The sequence below is a fragment of the uncultured Kordia sp. genome, from assembly GCF_947496985.1.
Lineage (GTDB): Bacteria > Bacteroidota > Bacteroidia > Flavobacteriales > Flavobacteriaceae > Kordia.
The window spans coordinates 65,817-92,139 of record NZ_CANMEZ010000011.1; the positions used below are offsets into that span (position 1 = coordinate 65,817).

The 26,323-nt window shown below is 31.9% G+C and carries 26 protein-coding genes; 12 read left to right on the forward strand and 14 right to left on the reverse strand.

The features are described from left to right. The first annotated feature begins 97 nt into the window (after window positions 1-97). Together Q0828_RS21055 and Q0828_RS21060 are read left to right on the forward strand one after the other, a co-directional pair. Window positions 98-301 (forward strand): DUF2007 domain-containing protein, encoded by a 204-nt coding sequence (locus tag Q0828_RS21055; protein ID WP_298426149.1) that lies wholly within the window; start codon window positions 98-100, stop codon window positions 299-301. A 166-nt stretch (window positions 302-467) separates the two neighbouring features. After that, window positions 468-683 carry a hypothetical protein gene (locus tag Q0828_RS21060; RefSeq protein WP_298426152.1) on the forward strand — a complete coding sequence of 72 codons (216 nt, stop codon included), beginning with the start codon at window positions 468-470 and terminating at the stop codon, window positions 681-683. A 63-nt stretch (window positions 684-746) separates the two neighbouring features. On the opposite strand, the gene Q0828_RS21065 is transcribed toward Q0828_RS21060, so the two are convergent. Beyond that, a complete protein-coding gene (locus Q0828_RS21065; protein WP_298426154.1) occupies window positions 747-1,019 on the reverse strand; it encodes a hypothetical protein in 273 nt (90 codons plus the stop codon). Window positions 1,020-1,211: 192 nt separating this feature from the next. On the opposite strand from Q0828_RS21065, the gene Q0828_RS21070 reads away from it, so the two are divergent. The 5 genes from Q0828_RS21070 to Q0828_RS21090 all read left to right on the forward strand — a co-directional run bounded on the left by Q0828_RS21070 (window position 1,212) and on the right by Q0828_RS21090 (window position 6,052). Then, window positions 1,212-2,912, forward strand: coding sequence for an AraC family transcriptional regulator (locus tag Q0828_RS21070; RefSeq protein ID WP_298426157.1), 1,701 nt, complete (start codon window positions 1,212-1,214; stop codon window positions 2,910-2,912). A gap of 293 nt (window positions 2,913-3,205) precedes the next feature. Continuing rightward, the gene (locus Q0828_RS21075) at window positions 3,206-3,427 is read left to right on the forward strand and encodes a hypothetical protein (RefSeq protein WP_298426160.1); all 222 of its coding nucleotides are present in this window, start codon (window positions 3,206-3,208) and stop codon (window positions 3,425-3,427) included. Window positions 3,428-3,440: 13 nt separating this feature from the next. Further along, on the forward strand, window positions 3,441-3,686 hold the full coding sequence (locus Q0828_RS21080) for a hypothetical protein (protein ID WP_298426163.1): 246 nt from the start codon (window positions 3,441-3,443) through the stop codon (window positions 3,684-3,686). Window positions 3,687-3,874: 188 nt separating this feature from the next. Beyond that, on the forward strand, window positions 3,875-4,954 hold the full coding sequence (locus tag Q0828_RS21085; RefSeq protein ID WP_298426167.1) for a peptidoglycan-binding protein: 1,080 nt from the start codon (window positions 3,875-3,877) through the stop codon (window positions 4,952-4,954). 15 nt (window positions 4,955-4,969) lie between these two features. Continuing rightward, window positions 4,970-6,052 carry a pentapeptide repeat-containing protein gene (locus Q0828_RS21090; protein WP_298426170.1) on the forward strand — a complete coding sequence of 361 codons (1,083 nt, stop codon included), beginning with the start codon at window positions 4,970-4,972 and terminating at the stop codon, window positions 6,050-6,052. A gap of 15 nt (window positions 6,053-6,067) precedes the next feature. On the opposite strand, the gene Q0828_RS21095 is transcribed toward Q0828_RS21090, so the two are convergent. The 4 genes from Q0828_RS21095 to prfA form a co-directional block, all read right to left on the reverse strand. Next, window positions 6,068-6,571, reverse strand: coding sequence for a hypothetical protein (locus tag Q0828_RS21095; protein WP_298426173.1), 504 nt, complete (start codon window positions 6,569-6,571; stop codon window positions 6,068-6,070). A gap of 285 nt (window positions 6,572-6,856) precedes the next feature. Further along, on the reverse strand, window positions 6,857-7,648 hold the full coding sequence (locus Q0828_RS21100) for a helical backbone metal receptor (protein ID WP_298426176.1): 792 nt from the start codon (window positions 7,646-7,648) through the stop codon (window positions 6,857-6,859). Window positions 7,649-7,685: 37 nt separating this feature from the next. Beyond that, window positions 7,686-8,501 (reverse strand): orotidine-5'-phosphate decarboxylase, encoded by an 816-nt coding sequence (gene pyrF / locus Q0828_RS21105; protein WP_298426179.1) that lies wholly within the window; start codon window positions 8,499-8,501, stop codon window positions 7,686-7,688. 92 nt (window positions 8,502-8,593) lie between these two features. Beyond that, on the reverse strand, window positions 8,594-9,670 hold the full coding sequence (gene prfA, locus Q0828_RS21110; RefSeq protein ID WP_298426182.1) for a peptide chain release factor 1: 1,077 nt from the start codon (window positions 9,668-9,670) through the stop codon (window positions 8,594-8,596). Between the two features lie 465 nt (window positions 9,671-10,135). Here prfA and Q0828_RS21115 point away from each other — a divergent pair, with 465 nt between their 5' ends. The 4 genes from Q0828_RS21115 (at window position 10,136) to Q0828_RS21130 (ending at window position 11,773) form a co-directional block, all read left to right on the forward strand. Next, the gene (locus Q0828_RS21115) at window positions 10,136-10,423 is read left to right on the forward strand and encodes a hypothetical protein (protein WP_298426185.1); all 288 of its coding nucleotides are present in this window, start codon (window positions 10,136-10,138) and stop codon (window positions 10,421-10,423) included. A 154-nt stretch (window positions 10,424-10,577) separates the two neighbouring features. Beyond that, a complete protein-coding gene (locus Q0828_RS21120; protein WP_298426188.1) occupies window positions 10,578-10,871 on the forward strand; it encodes a hypothetical protein in 294 nt (97 codons plus the stop codon). Between the two features lie 160 nt (window positions 10,872-11,031). Continuing rightward, entirely contained in the window at window positions 11,032-11,319 is a 288-nt protein-coding gene (locus tag Q0828_RS21125) for a hypothetical protein (RefSeq protein WP_298426191.1), read from the forward strand. Window positions 11,320-11,485: 166 nt separating this feature from the next. Beyond that, window positions 11,486-11,773: a hypothetical protein gene (locus Q0828_RS21130; protein WP_298426193.1), complete on the forward strand. Its 288-nt coding sequence runs from the start codon at window positions 11,486-11,488 to the stop codon at window positions 11,771-11,773. Window positions 11,774-11,862: 89 nt separating this feature from the next. On the opposite strand, the gene Q0828_RS21135 is transcribed toward Q0828_RS21130, so the two are convergent. The 8 genes from Q0828_RS21135 to Q0828_RS21170 form a co-directional block, all read right to left on the reverse strand. After that, complete coding sequence (locus tag Q0828_RS21135; RefSeq protein WP_298426196.1) at window positions 11,863-12,717, reverse strand: DUF5777 family beta-barrel protein; 855 nt, start codon at window positions 12,715-12,717, stop codon at window positions 11,863-11,865. 39 nt (window positions 12,718-12,756) lie between these two features. Beyond that, window positions 12,757-13,146 (reverse strand): hypothetical protein, encoded by a 390-nt coding sequence (locus Q0828_RS21140; RefSeq protein WP_298426199.1) that lies wholly within the window; start codon window positions 13,144-13,146, stop codon window positions 12,757-12,759. Beyond that, window positions 13,130-13,675: a YceI family protein gene (locus Q0828_RS21145; RefSeq protein WP_298426202.1), complete on the reverse strand. Its 546-nt coding sequence runs from the start codon at window positions 13,673-13,675 to the stop codon at window positions 13,130-13,132. The genes Q0828_RS21140 and Q0828_RS21145 overlap by 17 nt, the downstream gene beginning before the upstream one ends. A 33-nt stretch (window positions 13,676-13,708) precedes the next feature. After that, a complete protein-coding gene (locus Q0828_RS21150) occupies window positions 13,709-14,086 on the reverse strand; it encodes a cytochrome c (RefSeq protein WP_298426205.1) in 378 nt (125 codons plus the stop codon). A gap of 532 nt (window positions 14,087-14,618) precedes the next feature. Next, window positions 14,619-16,280, reverse strand: coding sequence for an alpha/beta fold hydrolase (locus Q0828_RS21155; protein WP_298426208.1), 1,662 nt, complete (start codon window positions 16,278-16,280; stop codon window positions 14,619-14,621). Between the two features lie 191 nt (window positions 16,281-16,471). Continuing rightward, on the reverse strand, window positions 16,472-17,287 hold the full coding sequence (locus Q0828_RS21160; RefSeq protein WP_298426211.1) for a T9SS type A sorting domain-containing protein: 816 nt from the start codon (window positions 17,285-17,287) through the stop codon (window positions 16,472-16,474). Between the two features lie 328 nt (window positions 17,288-17,615). Next, window positions 17,616-21,914: a leucine-rich repeat domain-containing protein gene (locus tag Q0828_RS21165; RefSeq protein WP_298426214.1), complete on the reverse strand. Its 4,299-nt coding sequence runs from the start codon at window positions 21,912-21,914 to the stop codon at window positions 17,616-17,618. Window positions 21,915-22,467: 553 nt separating this feature from the next. Next, complete coding sequence (locus Q0828_RS21170) at window positions 22,468-24,132, reverse strand: LuxR C-terminal-related transcriptional regulator (protein WP_298426216.1); 1,665 nt, start codon at window positions 24,130-24,132, stop codon at window positions 22,468-22,470. 293 nt (window positions 24,133-24,425) lie between these two features. Here Q0828_RS21170 and Q0828_RS21175 point away from each other — a divergent pair, with 293 nt between their 5' ends. Continuing rightward, window positions 24,426-24,929, forward strand: a complete 504-nt coding sequence (locus Q0828_RS21175; protein WP_298426219.1) for a peptide-methionine (S)-S-oxide reductase — start codon at window positions 24,426-24,428, stop codon at window positions 24,927-24,929. 23 nt (window positions 24,930-24,952) lie between these two features. Here the strand turns inward: Q0828_RS21175 and Q0828_RS21180 are convergent, their stop codons facing one another. After that, complete coding sequence (locus tag Q0828_RS21180; protein ID WP_298426223.1) at window positions 24,953-26,134, reverse strand: AIR synthase related protein; 1,182 nt, start codon at window positions 26,132-26,134, stop codon at window positions 24,953-24,955. Window positions 26,135-26,323 lie beyond the last annotated feature (189 nt).

The following is a 26,323-nucleotide window of genomic DNA, read 5'->3' on the forward strand; positions in this document are numbered from 1 at the left end:
TTGGGATTTAAAAAAATATAATTCAATATTCATCCTTTAAAATCCACTAAAATCTTCCTCTATTTTGTATCTTAATACAGAACTTTAATAAAAAACTATGGATAAGGTAAAAATATACACTAGTACCAAACATATTGAAATCATGGATGCTAAAAATATTTTGGCTGAAGCTGGAATTAAGTATTTCGAAATCAACAAAATGGACACAGCACACGCTGGAATTCTTGGTGGAAGCATTGAGTTACATGTTGCGACAGGAGACGCTGAAGAAGCAATAAATGCGCTTGCAGATTTGAAATGATATTCTATTCAATCATGATCATAGTATACGTTTTACAAGCATTATAGTACTTATATTCTGCTTTTCACCTCATTTCATTGCGATTTTATAAATTGTAAATTACAATGTTTTCACGGTATCTCGTGTTTAGATACTTTTATTTCATGTTTAATTAAAAAATCAAATTATGAAAAAAAGAAGTATCGAACTTAGTACATTGAAATTGAATAAGGATAGTATTGCGAGTTTACAACATACTATTCTTGGAGGTCAAGAACAAAAGCATAAAGAAACCGCTCAAGGTTATGATACTAAACTACAATGTAGATCAGTCCTTACAGAAGTTACTTGCCCTACAACTTCTTGTATTGCTTGCCCTATGCCTGGTAGTGCTACAGATTAAAATAATAAAGGTCTGGAAGTATATTATTTCCAGACCTTTTATTTATTATTATTAATTAACGATTTAATCTCCTCCGCCAATATGAGAAGCGCAGCCTTTACGTGCATTACTCAAAGGGTCATCAGTAGAACTTGTACATGATGGTTCTTTTGTTGTACATGTACCTCCATGTTGTGATTGACATGTAACTGGATCTGCTGACCTGCAAATAGCTGGGTCAACTGAAGTGCCACACTCTACACCTGTTGTTAATCCAGCTCCAATGATTTGATGATTTCCACGAACAGATGCTATTGTATACTTTTTTAGGCTGAGTAATAAACTTTTTCTTTTCATAATTTTGAGTTTTGTATTTACGTTAGTGTATCTCAAAGCTACGATTATTTATAACTATATATCACTGTAAAACAATGTCATATACGGACAATTGATCTATTGTCACAACTAAACACAGCTTTCATGCATGTATAAATGAAAAGAACTCCAGATACTTTAAAAAAAATGTATTTTCGTATGTATATCATTTACATGAGATTAAAGCATTTTTATATTATTGCATATTTTCTACTAATTAGACTTCCTATATGCAGTCAAGAACAATCTTTAAAGAATTTAGATTCTCTACTAAGAAGAGAGTTTAAAGAATTACGCACACAGTTTTATGACACAGATTCTGATAAGGACGCAAGTTTATATGCAGCTGCATATTTAAAAAAAGCCAAACAACTTCAAGATTCAAAAAAAATAATTGATGGTTATTACTATAAAGCCTTACTCAATTCTGATTCATTACGAACAATATATATAGACAGCCTTATTCAACTTTCTTCAAAACGTACTGATCATTACTTTATGGAAAATGCGTTAGTAATAAAAGCTGGAGATTTTTTTCAAATTCAATCCTATAAAGAAGCCTTAAACTTATATGTAAAAGCTCAGGAATACGCTAAGAAAAGTAATAATCATCTTATGCTATTTAATATTAATTATAATATTGGGATTATTCATAACTTAATTGGGAATTATGAAAAAGCACTAAAAACACTGAAAAGATCACTAGTAAATTCAGAAACATTAGGATTTAAAGATAATTGGCGTCGCTTAAAAATAATATCAAGTATAATTACTTCATACAGGCAACTTAACATGAATGATTCTGTAACAATATTAGCTTCAAAAACTATTAAGGAAATTTACACAAATCCAAAGTATAAAAATTTATACCATAAATTGGTTTTAAAACAAGGTATGAACTTATATGCACAACAAAATTATTCAGCTGCAAAAGATAGTATTCAAAAAACCGTTCATTATTTCAAAAATATACAAGATGATTCAAACTTGGCATATGCCTATTTTTATTTAGGTAAAACATATGTAGCTACTGAACAAAGAGAAAAAGCAATCAACTATCTAAAAAAAGTAGACTCTATCTTTCTAAAAGTAAATTATTTGTTTCCAGAAACAAGACCTACATATGAAATTTTAATTGACCATTACAAGAAGAAGAAAGATTCAGAAAAGCAACTTTTGTATATAGAACGCTTGTTAAAATTGGATAGCATTTTACATGATAAAGAATTATATCTAACCAATCGAATTTCAGAAGATTACAACACACCTAGACTGCTAGCGAATAAAGAACAAATTATAACTTCACTTCAAAAGAAAGAACGTTCTTATTTCCTGGGTATTATTGGAGCAATCATCATTATTTTATTGATTGGCGGATTTCTGATTTATAATTATATCCAGAAAAAAATCTATAAAAAACGTTTTGAAGAACTCTTAAAAGCACAACAAACCAAGAAGCAACATACTATTATTGATGTATCAGATGCTAAAAAAAATGAACTCAATATTCCAGAAGATATTATTAAAACGGTATTAAATAGTTTAGCAGTTTTTAAAGAAAATAATGAATTCTTATCATCAAATATTAATTTACAAAAATTAGCCAAACGTTTAAAAACCAATCATACTTATCTGTCAAAAATCGTAAATGTATATGAAGGAAAAAGCTTTAATACGTTTATGAATGATTTACGCATTGATTATACGATAGAACGTTTGCAAAACGATGCTGTTTTTAGAAAATATACCATTGATGCGATTGCGGAAGAATCAGGTTTTAGTAATACACGAACATTTTCAAGATCTTTTCAACGAAAAACGAATTTAAATCCTTCCTATTTTATCAAAAACTTAAACGCTTCTTTCGAAAAATAGATAGATTTTTTACTAATTTTCACCTAAAAAAGGACAATAGATCTATTGTCATACACACCATTTCACATTGTAAAGATTACTTTTTAAATTTGAACATCAATGTTTTAAAACTTAAACAAAAACAATTTTAAATTATTAAAAATCAATATTTTACACTTAAAACAAAATCTAAATCCATATGAATTACTTAATCATAAAACAGCAACTGTCATTATATAAACTGACATAATAACCGTTTTTTTGACGTTATGTGTTTGTATAGTTTTACTTCAAGTTTAATCAAAACACATATTATGAAAAAAAACAAATTACAACACGGAACATTAAAACTAAACAAAGGCCGCATTGCAACATTGCAAGCTGGAAACATCTTTGGTGGACAAGATAAAGGTGGAAGAGATAAAGTCACAGAAAACAATTGTATATATACAATAGACTGTACAGCATCTACTACGGTATATACAACTTCATATATTGCATGTCCTAGCCACAGTAGAGAAAATTGTACGCATTAAAAGAAGTTAGGTTATGAAAAAACAAAAATTAGGCTTTCATAAATTAAGTTTGACCAAATCAAGAGTAGCTGAATTAAATAGACTAAGTGCTACAGGCGGCGAACAATCTACAAATCCACAATGTATCTTTACAGGAGTTATTGATGGATGTGATATTACCAAAAATTGCAACACAAACGATTGTGGAAGTAATAACGGTACTGTGGGATGCAATCCTACAGCTACAAAAGCATTTCTTTCCTGTTACTATCCTTGTTAAGTTGACTTAGTTACAATACAATATTTTAAAAGAAATATATAATTCAATAATTATATATCATTTGGTGGAATCGTTCGGATATTTTCTGGACGATTCCTTGGTTTTTTATTTAAATTAAAACTACATGTTTTCACTCTTTCATGTATTGCGTTTTTTTTCATAATTTGTTAGACATAAAACTACACTCCATGGAATGTTCAAATTTACTCGAAGCTGCTTTAAAAAAAGGTGATATTAGCAAGTCATTATTTCAAGGTTCCTCCGACAAGGAATTAATTATTGATTTACAACGTACACTTTTTGAATTGGGTTTCGAAAAAGAATTGAAGCTGTATAATTACGAAGCTGATGGAGATTATGGCCCAGCAACCGTAAAAGCAGTTGCCGCTTTTGCAACTAAAAACAATTATACAAGTGATGGAACTTCAGTTCCTAATGAATTATGTGAATTAATTGTACAACGCCATAACTTTCTTCCTGAGATGTATTTGTTATGGGCTATACATTCTGCTGATTTACGAACCAAAAAATATATCTCTAAAGGAACACGTACGAGTATTTCTGCCATTCAAACATTTTTGAATACTATTGGTTACGGAGCACAACTCAATTTTGCAAAGTTTGGTGCTGACGGATTTTATGGAAATAGTACACGTAACGCTGTTATAGCCTATACTAAAGATAATAATATTAGTTCTGATGGTGATTGGTTATCGCGCCCAGTTGTTGATCTATTTTTAAAGGATATTAATGTGTTTTACGGTCGCAAATGGATGGATCATGCTCCGAAAAATTTACCTAGTGGAAAATCTCCATTAGTATTATTTGAAGCGTCAAATTTTCAAGGAAAACCTTGTAGAGCCGATGTTGAATTTATTCCTGCTTTAGAAAAAATTAATGGGTATGCTGTACAAGCAAATGTAAAAATACATGTAACAAGTTCGTTTCGAACAACTACAAATGTAAAAGGAGCCATTGTAAAACCTGCCACTTACTCCAATCACTTAGCAGGTCATGGAATTGACATGAATATTGTATATGGAAATAATTCATGGGCAAATTCATCTGTATTGACAAAGTATCCTAATGTGCCGCAACCTGTAAAATACTTTTTAAGCTTAATTATTGACGATCCAGAATTACGCTGGGGCGGAAATTTTAATACAAAAGATCCTGTTCATATTGACGATCATTTAAACAAAGATCGTGCAGTGTGGAGAAAACGCTATGAAGTTATGCAAAAAGCTGTTCAACTTGGAGAAGTATAGTTAATTTAAAAATCTATGACAGAAGAATCTGAAGATCAAAATACAGAAGACAAATTAATTAAAATTGAGGCGCGTTTATTAGAGCAAGAACACAGACCTATACAATTAATTTTAAATTTTCTCAAACGAAGTAAATATCAAAAAAATGACCCTAGACGAAAAGCGGTCACAAGAGCTGTTATTTGGCGACTTTTTTTCTCTCCAACTACATTAGCCGTTGCAAGTAGTGGTATTTTAGCTATTGCGACTGTTTACTTTCTCAGCAAACAAAATGATATTTTGGATGCTCAGACAACATTGGTTGAGCAACAAGTTGAAATTTTGGGAAGCCAAAATAATATGATTGATCAGCAAATTCATATAGCAGAAGCTACACGCAGATCTTCTCAAATGATCATTTTAGATGGTATCTTAAGAGATATTAATATTGAATTAAATACTGGAAAGAAAGAGCTTTCAAGCAACTTAACTGCCCGAATAATTAGCTTGAGTCATTCCATAAAACCTTATAAATTTTTTGATTATCAAATTGACTCAATATCTAAACTACTAAGTCCCGAAAGAAGCCAATTATTATATTCTATTTCATATAATGATTTAGAAAATTCATACGTATCCAATCAACTATTCAAGAAAACTAATTTTGAATATGCCGATTTGGACAGACTTGATTTGAAGAATAAGAAATTAAACAATGTCAACTTGCGCTATGCTAGTTTAAAGAAAACATTATTACATAAAGCTGAGCTAAAAAAAGCTATTTTAAGAGAAGCGTACATTGTAAATGCTGGTTTTCCTAATGCTATTATGAATGGTATAGATTTAAGAAACACATATCTTGAAGATGTAAATTTGAGCGGCGCCATTTTGACAAAAGCTAATTTAGAAAACACCATTTTTAAAAATTTAGACCTCAGTAAAATCGATTCATTAGATAATGTGAGAGTTGGTCGCTATAATTGGTTTCAATATGTAAAAGATTCTATGATCGCTGTAAAAGGTGTTGATGAATTAATGAAAACGTATCGAGTTGATAGTGTTTATTATAGTAGTATGAAAAAGAAGTTACCGACATTAGTAAGGAAAGAACAACAATAAAAACTCCCTTATTCGCTACTTTTCTTTTATATACAAACCATCAAAAACTGTAGTCCACGTTTTTTGATCAGGAGATGTTTCCCAATGTTGACGAACGGAACCATCAGTATTCAATGTCCAAGTAACTCTATTGACATATTTTTGTCCTTTCGCAGAAGTTACCTCATCGCTTTGTAAAATCATTTGGTTGCCTACTCTATTTCCCTTTAAATGTAGATTTCCACCTTGATTGTCTACCCAAATTTGTTCCCACTGTTTCTTTTGCGCATTATAAAAGTTGTAACTCGTTCCTGTATAATTTGCTTTGGCGCTTGTCCAGTTTTCACGTAATACACATTCGTTTTCAATTTTAGTAATTCTATTTTTACCTGCTGGCGTTCCGTCTGCATTGGTAACATTCCAAGTTCCAATCCAAAAATCAAAGGCTTGATGATTTTCTGTACAACATGCACATGGCTTTTGCTGAGCGTTAATTGATGTTGAAATTAAAATTGCAAATAACAATACAAGTTTTTTCATCTTTTTAGGGTTTTATTAAGAATATACAATATAGCAAAAAACCAATTTAAAAATCGTTAATCAATTATTAAACAGAATCTTAACTCTGAAACAGAAAAGCTTTTTGTCTGCATATCAAGAAGTAAATTTTCACAATTCTTAACATTCTTTAATCTATTTCTAATATTCTCTTAACATACCGAATGTGGTTTTCGACATATATTTGCACTGTTGTAAAAATCTAATACGACAAATTTGGGTTAGTTAAAGAAATTAAATCGGGTCTCATTGCCCGATTTTTCTTGTTTATAGACTTTCGTGAAGTTTTTTGAAATAAGCAAATGCTTTTGCCAAACGTGAGCCATACCAACTAAAATATTCTCCATCTACAAAAACGGTTTTAGCATGATGTGTACAACGTCCTAATTCAAACGCATGTTCTGACTTAAACGGATACGGTTCTGATGATAACATCACAATATCAGGATCGCCTTGCAAACGTATTTTTTTAATTTCTACTTCAGGATATCTACCATGTGATTCATAGATGTTTTCAAACTTGCACAAATTCAATAAGTAATTGATAAATGTATCTTTTCCGGCTACCATCCAAGGCTTTCGCCAGATAAAATATGCTGCTTTTTGAACAGGAATATCTTTTACAAACTCTTGAAAGTCTTTTAGATGAAATCGAATTTTATCATTAATTTTAGAAGCTTCTGTATTGCATTTAAACAGTTTTCCATATTGTGAAATCATATCTAATGATTCTTCAATATTTTTCACATCAGAAACATGCACTGGAAATAACTTTTCTAAAGTTTCTACAATTTCTTTTGTATTCTCTTCTTTGTTACACAGAATAATATCTGGTTGCAACTCTTTTATTTTTTCTAGTTTGATGTTTTTGGTACCACCAACAATCTTTTTCGTGCTTTTTAAATGATATGGATGTACACAAAACTTCGTGATTCCTACAATATGATCTTCTAAACCTAAATCATATAGTAATTCTGTTTGAGACGGCACTAACGATATGATTCGTTTTGGAGGCGCTTCAAAAAAAAGTTCTCTATTTAATTGATCTTTGATTTTCATATGTGAGATTCTGAATCAAGTTCAGAATGACGAAAAGTTACTTTGTTAAAATCTCTGCCATTTGTGTTTGTAAGTCTTTAGCATTTTTGGCTGCAGCCGAAGCAAAATCTTCTTGATTTGATGCATAAATAATTCCACGAGAAGAATTAATTAATAAACCAACATCCTTTGTCATTCCATATTTGCAAACATCTTGCAGATTTCCTCCTTGCGCTCCAACACCAGGAACTAATAAGAAACTTTCTGGAATTATTTCTCTGATTTCTCCTAAGAAAGAAGCTTTTGTAGCACCAACAACATACATTAGATTCTGGCTATTTTGCCAATTTTTAGAAGTTTCTAATACATGTTTGTATACTTCTTTGTTATCAATAGTTTTCGTTTGAAAATCAAATGCACCTTGATTGGAAGTCAACGCCAATAAAATAGTATGTTTTCCTTCAAACGCTAAAAACGGCTCTACAGAGTCTTTTCCCATATATGGAGCAACTGTTACCGAATCAAACGCTAAATCATCAAAGAATGCTTTTGCGTACATTGTAGACGTGTTTCCAATATCTCCACGTTTTGCATCAGCAATGGTAAATATTTCTGGGTGATTTGTATTTAAGTATTGAATTGTTTTTTCTAACGCTTGCCAACCTTTTATTCCGTAGGCTTCATAAAATGCAGTATTAGGTTTGTAAGCCACTGCTAAATGATGTGTAGCATCAATAATTGCCTTGTTAAACTCAAATATAGGATCTTCCATTTCAAGTAAATGCGTTGGAATCTTTTGTAAATCAACATCGAGTCCAATACAAAGGAAAGATTTCTTTTTGTGTATTTGTGCAATCAGTTGTGTTGTGGTCATTCTTTTTTGGGTGTTGGGTTGTTGTTGGATATTTTGTGTAGTTTATTAGATATAGTATTTAAAAAAAGCCTCAAAATTGAGGCTTGTATGCTTTACATTATCTCGCTAGCATCTTTCAGCTTCTGCGTATTTTCAACGAGCATTAATTCATCTAATATTTTTTGAATATCTCCATTGATAATATTTGACAAATCGTATAATGTTAAACCTATTCGGTGATCTGTTACACGACCTTGTGGATAATTGTATGTTCTAATTTTCGCACTTCTATCACCTGAAGAAACCATACTTTTACGACGTTCAGAGTCAGCTGCAAGTTTCTTTTCAAGTTCTTTTTCGTATAAACGAGAACGTAATACTTTTAAGGCTTTTTCTAAGTTTTTATGTGATGATTTTTGATCCTGACAACTTACTACCAATCCAGATGGTCCGTGATGTAAACGAATTGCTGAATAGGTTGTATTTACAGATTGTCCTCCAGGACCTGTAGAAGTTGTTCGTTCAATACGAACATCATTCATATCTAATTCTACATCAAATTCTTCTGCTTCAGGCAATACCATTACCGTAGCAGCACTTGTATGCACACGTCCTTGAGTTTCTGTTTGTGGTACACGTTGTACACGATGTACTCCAGCTTCAAACTTCATTGTCCCATATACATCTTCACCTGAAACTTCAAATATAATTTCTTTGAATCCACCAGAAGTTCCTTCACTGTAATCAACAACACTTACACTCCATCCTTTTCCTTCGCAATATTTTGTATACATACGGTGTAAGTCACCTGCAAAAATACTAGCTTCATCTCCCCCAGTTCCTGCACGTACTTCTACCACCACGTTTTTACTATCTTCCGGATCTTTCGGAATAAGTAAAAACTTGATTTCTTCTTCTAGTTTTGGAAGTTCTTCTTTAGCTTCTTCCAATTGCATTTTTGCCATTTCTACCATTTCTGCATCGCTTCCATCGGCAAGGATTTCTTCTGCTTCAGAAATGTTGTCTAGCAATTCTTTATAAATGTCTCGTTTTTCAACAAGCGTTTTTAAATCTTTATATTCTTTATTGAGTTCAACATATCGTTTTCTATCTGCAATAATATCAGGTTGAATGATTAAATCATTTACCTCATCAAAACGTTGTTTTACTATTTGTAATTTATCTAACATGTAACTTTCTTCTTTTCAGGTTTGCAAATTTACAATTTTTATTGATTGTTTCAGATTTTATGTGTGACATCTAAAACTACTTCTTGCAAGAAAATCATTTTCTTTATATTTTTTTCGATTTATCTTACTTTTTAATTGTATTTAAATGCTATTACTTAACCAAGTAAAACTTTCACACATGAAAAAAAGAGGAATTAATTCATTAAAACTAGTATTTCATCATTAAAAGAAATCATAAAAGATGGATTACATAAACCAATAGATGAAAATGGACAGTGCGATGAAACATATTGTAATTGTGAGACTAAAAAGTAGTTTCATAAAAAATATCAATCTTTTTTTACTGCCTCATTTTTATAAAAATGAGGTAGTTTACTTATGCAAACATTACTAATACTACGGTATAGCCTTATTTATTTAAAGTCTGTTTTGACTAATTTTATCCCTTAACTAAAACCTATAATCATGAAAAAACAAAAGTTAAACCTAGGGAAATTGAGCTTAAAAAAGTCGAAAGTAGCTTCATTAGAATCTGAAAGTGTTACTGGTGGATTCCAGTCATGGACAGGAACTGCTGAGCCTTGCTTTACAGATTTTTTCTGTGGACCGGCTACTCAGAACTGCCCTACTAATGGTTGTGTAACTAATGGTTGTCCTCCACAAACAGGAAACTGCCCTACTAATGGTTGTCCACCTGCAACATTATTATGTGGATCGCATTCAGTATGCCCTCCAGGAGTTTATTGCTACTAAGAATTTATAGTTTATACTATTAAGAATAGAAAGGCTTTCAAACATTTGAAAGCCTTTTTTGTTTGTATATAAAACTTACTATTTATATGGTTTTCACAGATCAGTATACGTAACTGTTTTGTTATTTTTAATCTTTAACCATAAACCATATATCATGAAAAAAAAGAAAATAAATTTAAAACAGCTAGCCTTAAACAAGTCTAATGTAGCATCATTTGAAGTTAATAGTGTAACTGGTGGATTTCAGTCATGGACAGGAACTGCCGAGCCATGTTCCTATTCAGATTTTAATTGTAACCTAACTGACGATTGCGTTTCTGCTGCTTGCCCACCACAAACAGGGAACTGTCCTACAAATGGATGTCCACCTCCAACTCAAAATTGTGGTACTTTGTATGGCTGTCAAACAGCGCTTTATAGCTTCTGTAATGGACTTCAGTGCTACTAATTATACACATAGAAGAAATTAATAAGAAAGGCTTTTAAAATAATTAAAAGCCTTTTCTATTCTTAACACCGTTTATAAAACTTACTATTTATAAGGTTTTAACACCATATTTCAGAATGTTGTTTTTTTACTTTTGATAGTTAACCAAAATCAAAATATCATGAAGAAAAAAAAGATCAATTTGAAAAAATTAGTTTTTAATAAATCAAATGTAGCATCATTTGAAGTTAATAGTGTAATTGGCGGATTTCAATCGTGGACAGGAACTGCGGAACCTTGTTCTTTTTCAGATATTAATTGTAATGATACTGATACTTCTGGCGATTGTATTACTGGAAATGGATGTGTAGCTCCAACAGTATTTGGATGCCCTTCAAACCATTGTAATATAACAATCATTGGTTGTAATTCAGATTCTATTTGTCCTCCTGGCGTTTATTGCTACTAAGAATACATAATCTATAAAATTTAAAAAAGCTTCCAGTCAGGTATTGGAAGCTTTATTTTTACCATCTATTTACATTTTTATACCATCTATACAGTATTATTTATGATTCTTTTTTTCATACTTCTCTTTTTTTAGATTTGAGTTTTATTCAACAATAATTCACATTATGAAAAAACAAAAAGTATCATTAAAAAAATTAAATCTTAGTAAATCAAAAGTAGCCTCTGTAAATTCAAATCACGTTGTTGGTGGTTATTTATTCTTTTTAACAGATAATGGTTGTGGATCTGAGTATTCAGTTTGGCCAGATATCTGTCCTATTTCACATAATTGTCCTCCTGCACACACAGACGGTTGTCCTCCAAATCCAAATACTTCTGATTGTAATCTTTCTTTTGATTGCCAAACAGTTGTTGGATGCACTACCGTAGGAACTCCAACGTTTGCTTGCTAGTATTTTTAAAAAAAATGTTTTACATAAAAAAAGGCTTTCAAAATATACTTGAAAGCCTTTTTAGTAGGTTACGTTCGTACTTTATATGTTTAGAATACACGTACAATATTGAATCCAAAAAAGATATCTCCATCTCCCCAATCGCCTTCTGCATTGCTTATGAAGCCTGGCTCGTTAGTTGATTGCGCATTTGAAAATAACAATTGAAATACATGTCCACCAGTTTCAATATCGACTCCTATTGTTAATGGATTTTTGAATGCCGAATTGTCTGCTCTGCTAAAATTGTATACATAATCTAAGTTAATTGACATACGCTTGCTTACTTTTAAACGTCCTCCTGCTCCCATAGCAAACTGATCATGTTTTTGACTTGCTTCCAATGTAAGGTTTTGACGTACGTATGATGGCGCTAATTCAAGAGAAAAATTGTTATTGAATCTTCTTGAGATTAATAACTGTGTTGCGTAGCTTAATCGATCTTCGAATGTTAAAAATGGAAAACGATCTTTACGAACTTGCGTATTAATGTTTGCTGTTGCATATCCTACAAGGTTTACAGGAAAGCTACTTGATTGACTTTTCAATTTCATCTTTGTAGATAATGCATAGGTTTGACGCAATGATTCTCTACTGACTCCAAATTGCCAGCCATCAAAAAGTCCATACACTAATTGTATTTTCGTATTTGCATTATCAAACCCAAAAAAGGTAGATAATCCGTCGTCTAATGTTCCAAATCGGTGAGAAACATAAAGGTATAAATCTCCTTTGGCTGCTACTTTCGTTGATTGTAAGTTTCCAATTTTCATTGCTTTGAATGCTGGTGATTCAAAAGTTTCTGGCGTTGCTTCTCCTTCTAATTCGTCTAGTAAATCATCTTGCGCGTGCAAACTGCCTAGGCTACATAAACATAGTAGTGCTAGTATATAATAGTGTTTCATTTTATTGTTTAGTTAGTTTTGATAAAGTAGTCTTCTTACTTATTTTAGGATGATTGATTTATCTAGCTTTAGCTCTTCTAATAAATCATCATATCCAATGATTCTACCTTTTATTTTTGTTTTTATTCCTTCTGATAATAATTTCGTTGATGCGCCTTCTTCTAATTGAAAATAGATACTTTCATTGATAGAAACACCTTTTTCATCTTTTGCAGTGATAACACCTGTGAGTTCTACTACTTTTTCACCTTGTGTCCAACTTTCTGGATTTTCTTTGACTTTTTCTAAGAAATCTTTCGCACTCCCTGTAAAGGCAACTTCCATATCTTCAATTGCTGTATGCGGTTTATAGGCATAACTGTAACCTACATACACACCAATTGCAATAATTAATATTAAGCCTATAAGGAATTTACTTTTTTTCGACAAGCTCATAGTTCAAGGTTACATTAATTTCTTTTGCTATTTTGTTTCGTACGATACTTGGAATTTCAATACCAAAATCTTGTGGTTTTACAGAGAATTTTGATTTGATAATGATCTTATCTCCATCTTTGGAAATCATAGCTATTGTCTCAATGTCTTTTGCTTTTCCTCGCACAATTAATGTTCCTGACAGTTTAAATTCTTTAGCCGTACTTGACAAATCAGCCATATTGAAATCTTTTAATTTCCCTTTAAAAGTAGCTTTTGGGAATTTATCAGAATCCATATAGTTTTCATTGAAATGCTCTTCCATCAAAGCCACTTTAAAGTGAAATGATTTGATAAATAAAAGCGCTGCTAAGTCACCTGAATCTGTTTTTAAGATTGCTGTTGTACTATTACTTTTAGCTTCTACAGGTTCAAAAGCTTCTACAGAGGCTTTAAAATCTGTTTCTCCTGTTTTAGTGTAATATTTTTGTGCAGAAACACTTCCTGCTACAAAAAGAAAACATAGTATTAACATTCTTTTCATATTGTTATTATTTTAAGTTGTTAGGCTATTCTTTTAGTTTTCAAGATATCCGTCTGCAATCCATTGGTCAATGATTTGACGTGTTTCTGGAGGTAGTATTCCACTTGGCGGCATCGGATTTGATCCATTATTGATACGATTTACAAGATTTCCTTGTTCTGCTGCAGCTCTTACGTTTGCATAACCTGTTAGTTCTAAGCCTGCATTTGCATTAGGACCACTGTGGCAACCTATACAATTATTTGTAATAATAGGCGCTACATCATCATCATATGTGACTGTCTCTACAATTGGTGGCAAATCTGTAATATCGCCTTCATCAATTGTGTTTGTGGTACAATTATACAAGAACAATACCATTCCTGTTAAAAAGAAAAGAGCTAGTTTTTGATACGTGTTGTTTTTGGTCATTTTTTTATTGTTTATCTTTATTTCTGTTGTTTTATTGTTTGAATAATTCCTGGGTAAACTATTTCTTTTGGGATTTACAACAAGCTAAATTTAATCAAAATTAATTAGTCATAACTATTAGTAAATTCTTTCTGTTTTTAAAAGCAAACATTTCAAATATTTTTTTTAGACTCTTTTTTCAAAAAGAAAACTCAAACACATTTTTAATATTTTCTTATAATTTGATCAATTTCAATAATGATGTAAATTAAGCATAAAACTAGCTACACATACAAAGGAAATAGTGTGAAACGGAAAAACAAGCCTTAAAAAGGAACTATTCTACCTTGCATACATTTCGTTTTACATATTGTATTTACTAGGTTTGTTCAAAATATATAGTTGTATCTCTAAAAAATAGTTTGACATTGTAAAAGTAGTTGTGTTTTGATTATTTAACTGTAACGATGCCGCTTTTTACTAGCAATTTCCCGACACACTGACGTTTTTTTAACAGTAACATATGATAATTCCTTATTGAATTTTCCAAGAATTACTTTGAGCTAAACACTTCTGTAGGACGTATTCCAAATTCTTTTTTGAAACATTTAGAAAAGTACGATGGACTCGAAAACCCAAATTTGAATGCTATTTCCGCTACCGTATCATTGTTCGCTAATAATGCTGTTCTTGCCTTATTCAATCGTATAAATAATATTAATTGGCTTGGCGATTTACTTGTTGCTTCTTTGATTCGTCGTTGGAGTTTTCGTTCACTTACGCCTGTTTCTCTAGTTAACATTTCTACACCAAATGAATTGTTGTCTAAATGCTCATCAATAATTTTCAGAACATCTTCTAAAAAAGAATCATATTTTGAAAAACCATACGGATATGATGCTTTTTCTTTGGTATTTGTTTTATCAGTAACACTATATAGTTTGCATATTTCATGTGTTTTATAGGTTAGAATTGAAGTCTCCTTTGAAAAATTAAAAGCGGCGCCTGATAATAGATGCTTGATTGCTTGTGTTACTAAAATTTTATTGGGTTTTATCAACGAAAGAATCGATGTAACTATATAATTGTCTCGATTTGTTAATGGATCATCGTGTTTTTCAGCACTTTCTCTTAGGTAGATTCCTGCCGAAAATGATACGCCGCTACTTTGCAAACTTCTTTGTAACTCTATTCCAAAACAAATGGCCTTGCTTGGAATTTCAAATGCTATAGTGAAGAACTGCTTATCATTATTGATAATTGTAGCATTATATTCTTTTAAAAGCTCTACCATAATATCTGAAGCCAAACTTATACCTACAGAAGTTATTATTTGTCCAAAAAGAATGGTCGATAAATGTTTCTTATAACAACCATCACAAGGCGCTAAGTCATATATAAAACCTTTCATTTCATCCAATACTTCTTTTGTATTTCCTGCCCAAAAAAGATGATCGTTTCCATCAAATTCTACAAATTTTGAATCTTTGATACGTTCTGCTATAAATTTGCCTTCTTCTATTTTCACATCAATATCATTGGTGCGTTGCATTAATAAAGTAGGAACTTTTATATATCCTAAAATATCAATGATGTTTACTTGCGTATTCATTCTGGTTAGTTTCAAAGCTGCCCTAGGGCTGGCGCCAGATCGAAAATAACTTGCCAACCAACTCATAAACTGCTGATCATTCGCTTTGGAAGGCACTAAACTTTCAAGGTTCATTTCACCACTTCCCCAATTGTTTTCAATCATATCGTACACCTTTTGCCGTTCTTCATCGGTTGGCGCCCATGGATAATCTTCTGAATATCTTCGCTTAGCGAAAATTCCAAATGTAATTAATGCTATGACTCTATTTGGATATGTTGCACTAAATAAAGCCGAAACACTTCCTCCTTCTGAATGCCCAAATAAAATGGCTTTTTTAGAATTTGTGGCATCCATGACAGCTTTGATATCTTCCATACGTTCTTCTAACGTAGAAAGTTCTACAATACGATCTGAAAGCCCTGTGCCTCTTTTATCAAAAAGAATAATACGTACCACTTTACTTAGTTCCCTAAAAAAGGCTACTAATTCTGGACATGCCCACATCCAATCAATATTAGAAACCCAACCAGGAATGTATACCAAATCTACAGATCCTGAACCAAAAACCTGATAGGCTATGCTCAAATTTCCGCTTTTTGTGTATTGTATTTTAGGTGTCATGTGAATTGTTTTTGGTGCTAACTATACTTTTTAATTGCAATCGATTTTTAACATAAATATATAAAATTAACACAGTTAAGATTCTATTCTATTTATTTCTCCACTGCATTCAAAGTGTTAAGTTTGATAGTTAATCTTTATGAAATGTACTCAAAATCGTATTTATTTTTATAAAATGATTTGAAAAATTGCTATTGTCGAATGAATTTTACGATTTTGCTTGCATTGGTTGCATACAATTTCATTAAATACATTCCGCTTTTCAAATTAGTAACTTCTATACTCTTTAGATTGTTATTTTTTGAAAGTAGCAATTGTCCATTTACTGTGTAAATTTCAATTTTCTCTATTGGAATGTCACTACTTTCAATGTTTAATATATCAACTACTGGATTTGGATAAATTGAAAGATTTTTTAGCGCTATGTCATCTACAGAAAGGGTAGAAAAGTCAAACGAAGGATTTCCAGATAAAGCAGAAGTGTCTGGGGCTACTACATTGGTAAATGTGGCCGAACCATCATCAATCATATCTGCTTGCATAAAACTTTTTAAAGGCGCTAACGTGTTGGCTAAGGCAGAATCATTTGCTAGTATTTCGATAATTCCGCTCGTCGGCGAACCATTTATTTGTATTGTTACTATCGGCGTTATGGTTCCTGCAGAAGGCGCTGGTAACGACACTGGACTTCCTAAAGTTTCCGTAATTAAGTATCCATCAATAGTAGGTTGTCCTACATCGGTTCCGTTAAAAAAATTAGCTCCAGCTGCGCTTCCTAAAGAAGAAATAACTGTTGCAGTAACACCATCTGGAACAAGAATTGTAAATCCATAACTCTGTACAGACGTCGCAAAATTTGATGTACTTGTGTTTGGTACAGCTCCTATAGAAAAGTTATAATTTCCGTTGTCTATTAGTGTATATGTATATCCATCTTGCGCATTCATTTGCATTGTGAATAGGCAATAAATTGCCATACATAAATTTGTAAAAGTAATTTTGTTCATAATTTTAGTATTTAGTTATCTGGTAATTGAAATATGTTCATGTTAAAAGTGCTGGTAAAAACTATCGCATATGATGTTTCTTACTTTATTGATAGCGTAAGCAAAGTCAATTGTCGTTATGACAGGTGACAATCGCTTTGCATTCGCCATCTAAATTCAATTCATTGATCATGAAAAGAAAGTTATTATTGTTTGTTCTATTTTCATTACTTGCATTAATGATACAATGCTACCCATTTGTTGTTCTGATATCTATTAAAACTCCTTGAGAAGGAAAAAAGAACCGTTAAAAAGGAAAAAAAAGTTTTATTTTTAATGCCCTTTAGGCTTAATCTGGTAATTGTTCTTGTATTTGAAATGTGCTAAAATTTAGAAAGTTACCAGGATGTGCTAGTACATTTTGTAGTATAAATGGTGCATCTGGTGAAATGCCTTCATATTGCACACTTCCATTCATATCTAAATCGTTCACATCATAACCATTTACACTAAAGGTAGAGAAGTTTAAAAAGTTTCCAATATCATTTAAGACCAATGATAAGATTGCTGGCGCATCAGGAGCGACACCAGAATATTGTACAATGTTGTCTCCGTTTACATTTCCAGACCACATTCCAATAGTATCAATTGGCATACTTGCATCTGTTTGTGCATTGCTTCCAAACGTAATTTGGCTACTTGCATTGGTAAAATCAACATTTACACGACTACCATCCAACTGTAATGGCGTAGCAGTCATAATTGCTAAATGATTTCTATGATGTATTGCCACAAAGTAGTTATCATTTGCTGCTTCAAACTTTAATATAGATCTTCCGTTATTTCCTACTACATCTCCATCTCGTTGTAGTAATGCCGATTGTCCTTCTATCACAATAGTATTGTCTATGGCATCACGTAATTCCACAAAAACCCAATCAACAATTGCGTCATTTCCTGTGGTATTCAATACCGAACTATTTATAGTTAGTCCATCTCCATAAGGTGATGTGGTTGGAATAATTCCTGCCACACGCAAATCGTCACGCATTAAATTTTCTTCTCCTGTATTTGAATTGAAAAATGCACCTTGTAAAAATACTTTTGGTTCTACAATTGTAGTTTCTTCTTCTATGATCGATTTAAAACCTGTCCAATTGGCATCTATATATACTTGTGTTGTTCCTGTAGGAATGAATAGATCTGTTATAGTACGATTTCCAAATGTTCCATTGCTTATAGTAGGTGGATTCACAATTTCTGAGATAATCTCTGTTAGACCATTATCAAAAAAAGCTTCACTTCCAATACTTGTAACGTTTGCTGGAATAGTAATACTGGTAAGATTTCCATTGTCTCGAAATCCTCTAAATTCTATCGTTGTTAATGTGCTTGGTAAACTGATCGTGCGTACACCTTGATTTCTAAACGCAGAATTTCCAATTGCTGTAATCGTAAAATCGACCCCATTTTTAGTCAGTAATTCTGGAAAAATATAATCTCCATTCGGAACATTTCCACTTTTCCCAATTGCTTTTACTGTATTTGGTGACAATGTGAGTATTTGATAGCGAATTCCACCTACAGAAAACGCACTTCCGATATCAGGTCCGCTTCCATTTACAGAGAAAAAACCTGCCCAACCTGCATTTTCATAGTCCGTTTCACTATCTACAGGAATGGTTAAGTTTATATTTTCAGTATTTCCAAAAGAATTGGTTTCAATTGTTGCTGGTGTTGTTCCTAAAGCGATAACTTCTATCAAACTGATGGTTGAAAAAGCATTGACACCAATACTTGTAATGCTTGCAGGAAGTGTAACATTAGTTATTGGATCATTTTGAAAAGCGCTTGCGCGGATTGTTTTCACCGAAAAATTAAAGGTCTCAAAACTTGCTTGCTCAGGAATGATAACATTTCCTGTTATTGAACCGCCGAAAACTTCTACCTCGTTTGAATTGATTGCTGTAATTTGAAAGTTGATTCCATTTTCTACGAAAGTAGTACCAATAGCACCATCTGAAATTTGATCATTTACACTAAAAAAATCGGTCCAACCTGCATTCATATAAGAAGTTTCTAAACCAAATGGTATCGTTAGCTTAATCACAGATCTATCTCCAAAACTAGAAGTATTAATTGTAGCTGGCATTGCTCCTTGTGCATTCACTGCAATTAAGTTACTTCCTTGAAAAGCATTATTTCCAATAGACTGTACATTGTTTCCTATGGTAACATTGGTGATATCTGTATTTTGAAAAGCATTTGCTTCTATTGCAGTTACATCAAAACTAGTACCTGAATTTGTTTCTGTAACAACAGCAGGAATCACAATATTTTGTGTAGTTGTCTCTCTATTGAGTACTTTTACAGCATTCGGATTAATAGCTGTTACTTCGTATCGTAAATCTCCTTCTGTAAATCGTGCACCAATTTGAAATTCTCCATTTACACTGGCAAAACCTGTCCAACCTGCCGTAATATAATCGTCAATGATTGTTTCTTGGTTTGGAATGATGTTTAAATTTATAGTACTTCGAGTTCCAAAACTTGAAGACGTAATACTTGCTGGAGTAGCGCTGTCGGCAATGACTAAAGCAAGTGGGTTTCCTGTAAAAACATCATTTTCAATACTTGTTATCGTAGAAGGAATCGTAATCGTAGTCAATTGATTCTCTCTAAAGGTGTTTGAACTAATTACTGAAATTCCAGCTGGAATTGTTACCGATGTCAATCTATTATTTCTAAAAGCAAAACCTTCTAATATTGTTAAACTCGCTGGGAAATCAATATTTTCAATTTCATTATCACGAAACGCATCATTTCTAATGGTTTGTATATTCGAGGGAAGTGTAACAGTAACTAAATTATTATTTCTAAACGTTACCGATTTTATCTCAGTAACACCATCAGGAATTACGACACTTGTTAATTGATTATTTCTAAATGCGCCTGCTCCCAAAGTTGTTAAACTGTTAGGCAGATTTATACTTTCAAGTTCATTAGAAAGAAAAGCATCCGTATCAATAGTTTCTACTGTATTAGGAATTACAACCGTTACAAGGTTATTATTTACAAAAGCTTCTCTACCAATGGTAACGACTCCTGTAGGAATTATAACACTACTTAATTGGTTGTCACGAAAAGCTTCACGATCAATCAAATCTAGTGTATTTGGGAGACTTATATTTGTCAATTGATTGTTAAAAAAAGCTCCTTGACCAATAGTGACAGTTCCGCTTGGAATAACTATACTTGCCAATTGATTTCCTCTAAACGCATTGCTACCGATCGTTTCTGGTCCAGAAGAAAATGTAATTTGTGACAAACTATTATTTAGAAATGCATCACTTCCAATCGTAATAACTGAAGCTGGCAGTGCAATTGTCGTTAAATTATTAAGTTCAAAAACCTCTGCACCAATCGTTACTATATTTGAAGGTAATATGACACTATTGATACCTCTATTTATAAACGCACGATTTCCGATTGCTGATACCGTAAAAGAAATACTATTTTTAGTAGTTACAGAAGGCAATACCAAATCAAGAATTCCTGTTCCTCCACCTCTTAATTCTACGGTATTTGGATTTACTCCATTAATTCGATAATTAAAACCATCTGCAGAAAAGTCTGCTCCAATAATTGGAGTCCCATTTATACTAAAAAAACCTGTCCAACCTGCATTTACATAGATTGTTTCTGAACTACTCGGAACCGTTAAACTGATATCTCCGCGATTTATAATACTATTTGCTTGAATTGTAGGTGCTACCACTGCTTGTGAGATAACTTCTGTGAGTGGATTGAGATTAAATGCTTCGTTAGCAATTGTTGTTACAGATGTTGGAAGTGTAATTGTAGTAAGATTATTGAGTTCAAAAGCTTCGTTTTTAATCGTTTCTATGGTATTTGCAAAAACCACGCTATTTAGACTTCCATTTCTAAAAGCGCGATTCCCAACAGCAGTAACAGTATAGGTTATACCAAATTGTGGTTCTACAACTGTTGGCGGAATTACAACATCTACAATTCCATTTAAACGATTAGAAACTTCTACTTCTCTTGGATTTTGTGATGTAACTCTATAACGCAAATCATCTACATTAAAACTTCCTCCAAGAGGTATATCTCCGTTAACTGTATTAAAACCAGTCCAACCCGCTAAACGATATGTTTCCTCTAAATTATCTGGAACTATTAAATCCACATTACTACGCGTTCCAAAAGAGCTATTTGAAATAGATGCAGGAACGCTTCCTAAAGCAATCACTTCATTCAATCCACCTCCAAAAAAGGCTTCTCCTCCAATATTGGTTACACTTGCAGGAAGTGTAATGCTCGTCAATCCGCCATTATCTCTAAACGCACGAAAATTAATCGTAGTAATGGTATTTGGTAATACTACGTTGCTCACACTATTTCTGTATGCTGAATTCCCTATTGCGGTTACAGTATACGTAATTCCATTGTCAGTTACTATACTACGAATGGTTAGCGGACTGCTACCATCCGTTCCACCAGTTACCTCAACTTCGTTCGGGTTCGTTGAAATGACGTTGTAATTAAATCCGTCAACAGTAAAAGTTTGTGCAATTCCTAATATACAAAATAGATTTGCTATGAGAATGCTTAGTTTTGTTTTCATAATTTACTCCTTTTAGTATTACTTGTTGTTTTTATTTTGATTAAGCCATCTGGTAAATAGCTAAGTGTTATTGTTCTATTAATTGAATTTTATTAAAGTTTAAAAAGCTCACTAATTACATTTACTAATTTCTTTTATATCATGCATTTACACCTATTAAACTCCCTGAAAGGGAAAAATGAATTCCAAAAAGAAAAAAAACAGTTTAAATTTTTAAGCTATTTTCATATTATTTAGGCTTTATCTCTAATGAGTTATTATAGTATTCATGTATCATATTTCTATTTTTAGTTTTGCGGTAATTGTTCTGGTATTTTACGATAGAAAAGTTTCAATTAGAAATTGCTTATTTACATCATTTCAATTCTAATCTCACAATCTAAAAACAAAGAAATGCGGATGCTTTAGTAGATGCAAATTTTACGGGGTATCAAAAAGGTATCAACACTACAATTGACTGATTTTCAAAATTTTAAATTTCAAAAAAGTCACATAAAAGAGATGTAAAAACTTATATTTTACTATGATTAAAAAGGCGTTTTAATCGTGTTTTTTAGGAATTAGAATATGTAGTGTTTTTGCTTTCTATAAAAGCAATAATATTATCGTTCGATGTTAAGTTTAATTTTTTACGAATGCGATATCTTGACGATTTTATTGAAGCTAATGTTGTATTGAGTAACTTACTTATTTCTGTTGAACTCAATCCTAATTTCATCATGCACAATAATTCTTTTTCTTTTGGTTTTAGTTCGGCATATTTTTTATCTAATAGTATTTTAAAGTCAATACTTACCTCTTCTAAATAGTTTTGTAAACTTGATGTAGAACTTTTAGCACTTGTTTCAGATAACAATGAAGCGGATAATGATTTTAGTGCAACTTGTCGTTCTTGTTCATTTTCAAATGTGATGATTTGTTTGATATCATCTAAGGTTTTGTTCAATACTTCTTCCGTGATGGAGTTTTCTATGACTACTTTTTTGAGTTCTTTTTCTCTATTTGCTAACGCTAAATCTGTTTTTAGCTTTTCAACTTCCTTTAATTGTAATTCATTTTTGGTTATTTGTAAACATTGCTTGTTGTTTTTTCTAATTAAATAAATTAAAACACAAGCTGCCAATGCAGTAACAAATAACAATATAAAATAGAGTGTTTTTTTAGATTTTTCACTTTTAAGTTCAACCGCTGCAAGTTCTTTTTCTTTGTCAAACTTGTAGTTCAGTTCTAACTCTATGAAGCGTTTTGCTTCTGCTAAGTCATTAACAGAGTCATAGTAAATTTTATAGAATTCAAAGTCTTTAAATGCGGCTCTATAATCTTTGAAATGAAAATTAATATTACGCCGTGATGCATATTGAGATACCAAAAAATCTTTATTTCCTAAAACTTTCGAATATACAATAGCGCTATCTAGTGCTTGTAATGATTTCTCCTTTTGATTCAAAAAAGCATAAACACTACCAAGACTTTGATAGCAACTACTTAACCCTATATACTTTTTAAGTTTTTTATGAGGCGTAATCAACCCTTCGTAGGTTATTTTAGCTTTTTTAAAATCTCTATCATACAAAAAAAACGCTGCTAAGTTCGCATCAGCATTTATCTTAGTTTCCAAAGAATTGTCATACGTTTTTGCCAATTTCGTATAATATGGCATCGAATCTCTATCTTTAGCATCGTAAAAAAATGATACTCCTAAATAAATATACGATTTTGAAATTCCTACTGAATCATTTATTTTTTTACGAATATCAATCGACTTTTTTAAATATTTTCTTCCAGTGATCGTATCTCTGTTTTTTATAGATAATGAACCCCTAATTCGATACGATTTCCCTAAACTTAAAGAGTCATTAATTTTACTAGAAATTTCAATAGATTTTTGCAAATTCACTAAAGATGCTACAATATTATCTTGCAACTCATCACATATAGCAAGTGTTTGAAAAAGTTTTGCTTTTTGTTTTTGATAATGTACACTTTCATCAGTATAAGTATCAATGATCCTTTGAGCACTCAAAGCAATCTGACGTGCTTCATCAACATCAAATGTACTCGTATAATCTGCCAATTTTAACATCAATGGCACTTTTACAGTATCTGTATCTACTTCTTTTATCTGTGTTTTAATTGCATCTATTATACTAACCTTTACCTGTGCAGTACTAGATAAAAAATACAAAAGAAATAGAATTACTGTGATTATAGTTTTCATTCTTTAATAATTAGGACGCTTTAACTCTATAAAAACACTAAATAATTTACTTGTAGATTTTACTTTAGTTTGAGTCATAACTTAAGCTTAAAATACTACAGTAACAAAAGTAACTGTAACTTCCATGTATGTCTGTAACAATACCGTATAATACTATTACATTTCCGACGTATTGTCGGTTTTCTACACAAAACAAAATATTCGTAAAAAATTAATATTAACCTAATTAATCTTTTTTTAATGTAAATCTTATAGTGTTGAAGCTACTGACTTTAGTTTGCTTATTTTTGTATATGATTCAAGAAATTGCATTAGGAGGCGGTTGTCATTGGTGTACAGAAGCAGTGTTTCAATCATTGATTGGTGTACAAGATGTGAAACAAGGTTGGGTACAATCTACGGAAGTGAACAACACGTTTTCGGAAGCCGTAATTGTACAATTTGACTCAGAGATTATTCCGTTGAAGATTCTTGTAGAAATTCACCTGCACACGCACAAGTCTACCGTGCAGCATAGCATGCGGAAGAAGTATCGTTCGGCTGTTTATTTTTACAATCAGCCGCAACAGGAAGAAGTTTTAAAACTTTTGTCTGAGTTACAAGTAGGTTTCAATAATGCTATTATCACCCAAGTGTTGCCATTTATTGCTTTTAAAGCTTCGCGTGAGGAAATTACCAATTATTATTATTCTAATCCTAAAAAACCGTTTTGCGAACAGTTTATCAATCCGAAATTGAAATTGTTGTTGAATGCTTTTTCGGAATATGCGAATTCAGACTTGCTTAGACATCTTTGATTGTTAGATTCTACATCATATAATTAAGAATACTCAAAAGTCCCATACGTACTTGTAATCGTCAGCTTTTTACTTTCGGAAGCTTCTACTCTACCAACAATTTTCGCGTCTACATTGTATGATTTTGAAATAGCAATGATATCTTCGGCAACTTCTGGAGCAACATAGATTTCCATACGATGTCCACAATTGAATACTTGATACATTTCTTTCCAATCCGTATTTGATTGTTCTTGAATGAGTTTGAATAATGGTGGGATTTCAAACATATTGTCTTTGATAATATGTAAGTTTTCCACGAAGTGTAATATTTTAGTTTGTGCGCCACCACTACAATGAACCATTCCGTGAATATTTTCAGAAGTGTATTTATCTAAAATACTTTTAATAATTGGCGCATATGTTCGTGTTGGCGATAATACTAGTTGTCCAGCGTCAATTGGTGAGTTTTCAACTGCATCTGTCAATTTTGTATTTCCTGAATACACCAAATCACTTGGTACAGCATTGTCAAAACTTTCAGGATACTTTTCGGCAAGATATTTATGGAATACATCATGACGTGCAGATGTTAATCCGTTACTTCCCATTCCTCCATTGTATGATTTTTCGTAACTAGCTTGTCCAAAAGATTCCAATCCAACAATGACATCACCTACTTTGATGTTTGCATTATCAATAACATCTTTTCGCTTCATGCGTGCCGTTACCGTAGAATCTACAATAATGGTACGTACTAAATCTCCAACATCTGCTGTTTCACCACCTGTAGAATGAATGGTTACGCCAAATTCTTTCAATTCTTGTATCAGTTCTTCACTTCCGTTGATAATTGCCGAAATTACTTCACCTGGAATTGCATTTTTGTTTCTTCCTATCGTAGAAGATAACATGATATTATCAGTAGCACCAACACATAACAAGTCATCAATATTCATAATTAATGCGTCTTGCGCAATTCCTTTCCAAACTGAAAGATCGCCTGTTTCTTTCCAATACATATATGCTAACGACGATTTTGTTCCAGCACCATCAGCATGCATGATCAAACAGTATTCTTCATCATTTGTTAAATAATCAGGTACAATTTTACAGAAAGCTTTCGGGAATAGTCCTTTATCAATGTTTTTGATAGCATTGTGTACATCTTCTTTTGATGCAGAAACGCCGCGCATTGCATAACGTTTTGATACTTCTTGACTCATAGTTGTGTTGTTGTGCTGCAAATATACTTTTATTGTTTAAATTTTATTTTCAGTGAACGTTTTTTTTATTGTTTTTATCAAACAATCGTTCTTAATTATTCTTCATTTTGGTATTTACATCTTGAATTTAATCAGAAAAGTAATTTTTTGTTTACCATTTATAAATCATCAATTACTATTTTTCTTTTT

What these genes read in the sequence shown, in the direction of transcription:
- Q0828_RS21090 (WP_298426170.1), top strand. Translation starts at nt 4,970, where the DNA reads ATGACAGAAGAATCTGAAGATCAAAATACAGAAGACAAATTAATTAAA.
- prfA (WP_298426182.1), bottom strand. Translation starts at nt 9,670, where the DNA reads ATGTTAGATAAATTACAAATAGTAAAACAACGTTTTGATGAGGTAAAT.
- Q0828_RS21155 (WP_298426208.1), bottom strand. Translation starts at nt 16,280, where the DNA reads ATGACACCTAAAATACAATACACAAAAAGCGGAAATTTGAGCATAGCC.
- Q0828_RS21055 (WP_298426149.1), top strand. Translation starts at nt 98, where the DNA reads ATGGATAAGGTAAAAATATACACTAGTACCAAACATATTGAAATCATG.
- Q0828_RS21180 (WP_298426223.1), bottom strand. Translation starts at nt 26,134, where the DNA reads ATGAGTCAAGAAGTATCAAAACGTTATGCAATGCGCGGCGTTTCTGCA.
- Q0828_RS21075 (WP_298426160.1), top strand. Translation starts at nt 3,206, where the DNA reads ATGAAAAAAAACAAATTACAACACGGAACATTAAAACTAAACAAAGGC.
- Q0828_RS21085 (WP_298426167.1), top strand. Translation starts at nt 3,875, where the DNA reads ATGGAATGTTCAAATTTACTCGAAGCTGCTTTAAAAAAAGGTGATATT.
- Q0828_RS21125 (WP_298426191.1), top strand. Translation starts at nt 11,032, where the DNA reads ATGAAGAAAAAAAAGATCAATTTGAAAAAATTAGTTTTTAATAAATCA.
- Q0828_RS21065 (WP_298426154.1), bottom strand. Translation starts at nt 1,019, where the DNA reads ATGAAAAGAAAAAGTTTATTACTCAGCCTAAAAAAGTATACAATAGCA.
- Q0828_RS21150 (WP_298426205.1), bottom strand. Translation starts at nt 14,086, where the DNA reads ATGACCAAAAACAACACGTATCAAAAACTAGCTCTTTTCTTTTTAACA.
- Q0828_RS21060 (WP_298426152.1), top strand. Translation starts at nt 468, where the DNA reads ATGAAAAAAAGAAGTATCGAACTTAGTACATTGAAATTGAATAAGGAT.
- pyrF (WP_298426179.1), bottom strand. Translation starts at nt 8,501, where the DNA reads ATGACCACAACACAACTGATTGCACAAATACACAAAAAGAAATCTTTC.
- Q0828_RS21095 (WP_298426173.1), bottom strand. Translation starts at nt 6,571, where the DNA reads ATGAAAAAACTTGTATTGTTATTTGCAATTTTAATTTCAACATCAATT.
- Q0828_RS21160 (WP_298426211.1), bottom strand. Translation starts at nt 17,287, where the DNA reads ATGAACAAAATTACTTTTACAAATTTATGTATGGCAATTTATTGCCTA.
- Q0828_RS21135 (WP_298426196.1), bottom strand. Translation starts at nt 12,717, where the DNA reads ATGAAACACTATTATATACTAGCACTACTATGTTTATGTAGCCTAGGC.
- Q0828_RS21175 (WP_298426219.1), top strand. Translation starts at nt 24,426, where the DNA reads ATGATTCAAGAAATTGCATTAGGAGGCGGTTGTCATTGGTGTACAGAA.
- Q0828_RS21070 (WP_298426157.1), top strand. Translation starts at nt 1,212, where the DNA reads ATGAGATTAAAGCATTTTTATATTATTGCATATTTTCTACTAATTAGA.
- Q0828_RS21115 (WP_298426185.1), top strand. Translation starts at nt 10,136, where the DNA reads ATGAAAAAACAAAAGTTAAACCTAGGGAAATTGAGCTTAAAAAAGTCG.
- Q0828_RS21170 (WP_298426216.1), bottom strand. Translation starts at nt 24,132, where the DNA reads ATGAAAACTATAATCACAGTAATTCTATTTCTTTTGTATTTTTTATCT.
- Q0828_RS21100 (WP_298426176.1), bottom strand. Translation starts at nt 7,648, where the DNA reads ATGAAAATCAAAGATCAATTAAATAGAGAACTTTTTTTTGAAGCGCCT.
- Q0828_RS21130 (WP_298426193.1), top strand. Translation starts at nt 11,486, where the DNA reads ATGAAAAAACAAAAAGTATCATTAAAAAAATTAAATCTTAGTAAATCA.
- Q0828_RS21080 (WP_298426163.1), top strand. Translation starts at nt 3,441, where the DNA reads ATGAAAAAACAAAAATTAGGCTTTCATAAATTAAGTTTGACCAAATCA.
- Q0828_RS21145 (WP_298426202.1), bottom strand. Translation starts at nt 13,675, where the DNA reads ATGAAAAGAATGTTAATACTATGTTTTCTTTTTGTAGCAGGAAGTGTT.
- Q0828_RS21120 (WP_298426188.1), top strand. Translation starts at nt 10,578, where the DNA reads ATGAAAAAAAAGAAAATAAATTTAAAACAGCTAGCCTTAAACAAGTCT.
- Q0828_RS21165 (WP_298426214.1), bottom strand. Translation starts at nt 21,914, where the DNA reads ATGAAAACAAAACTAAGCATTCTCATAGCAAATCTATTTTGTATATTA.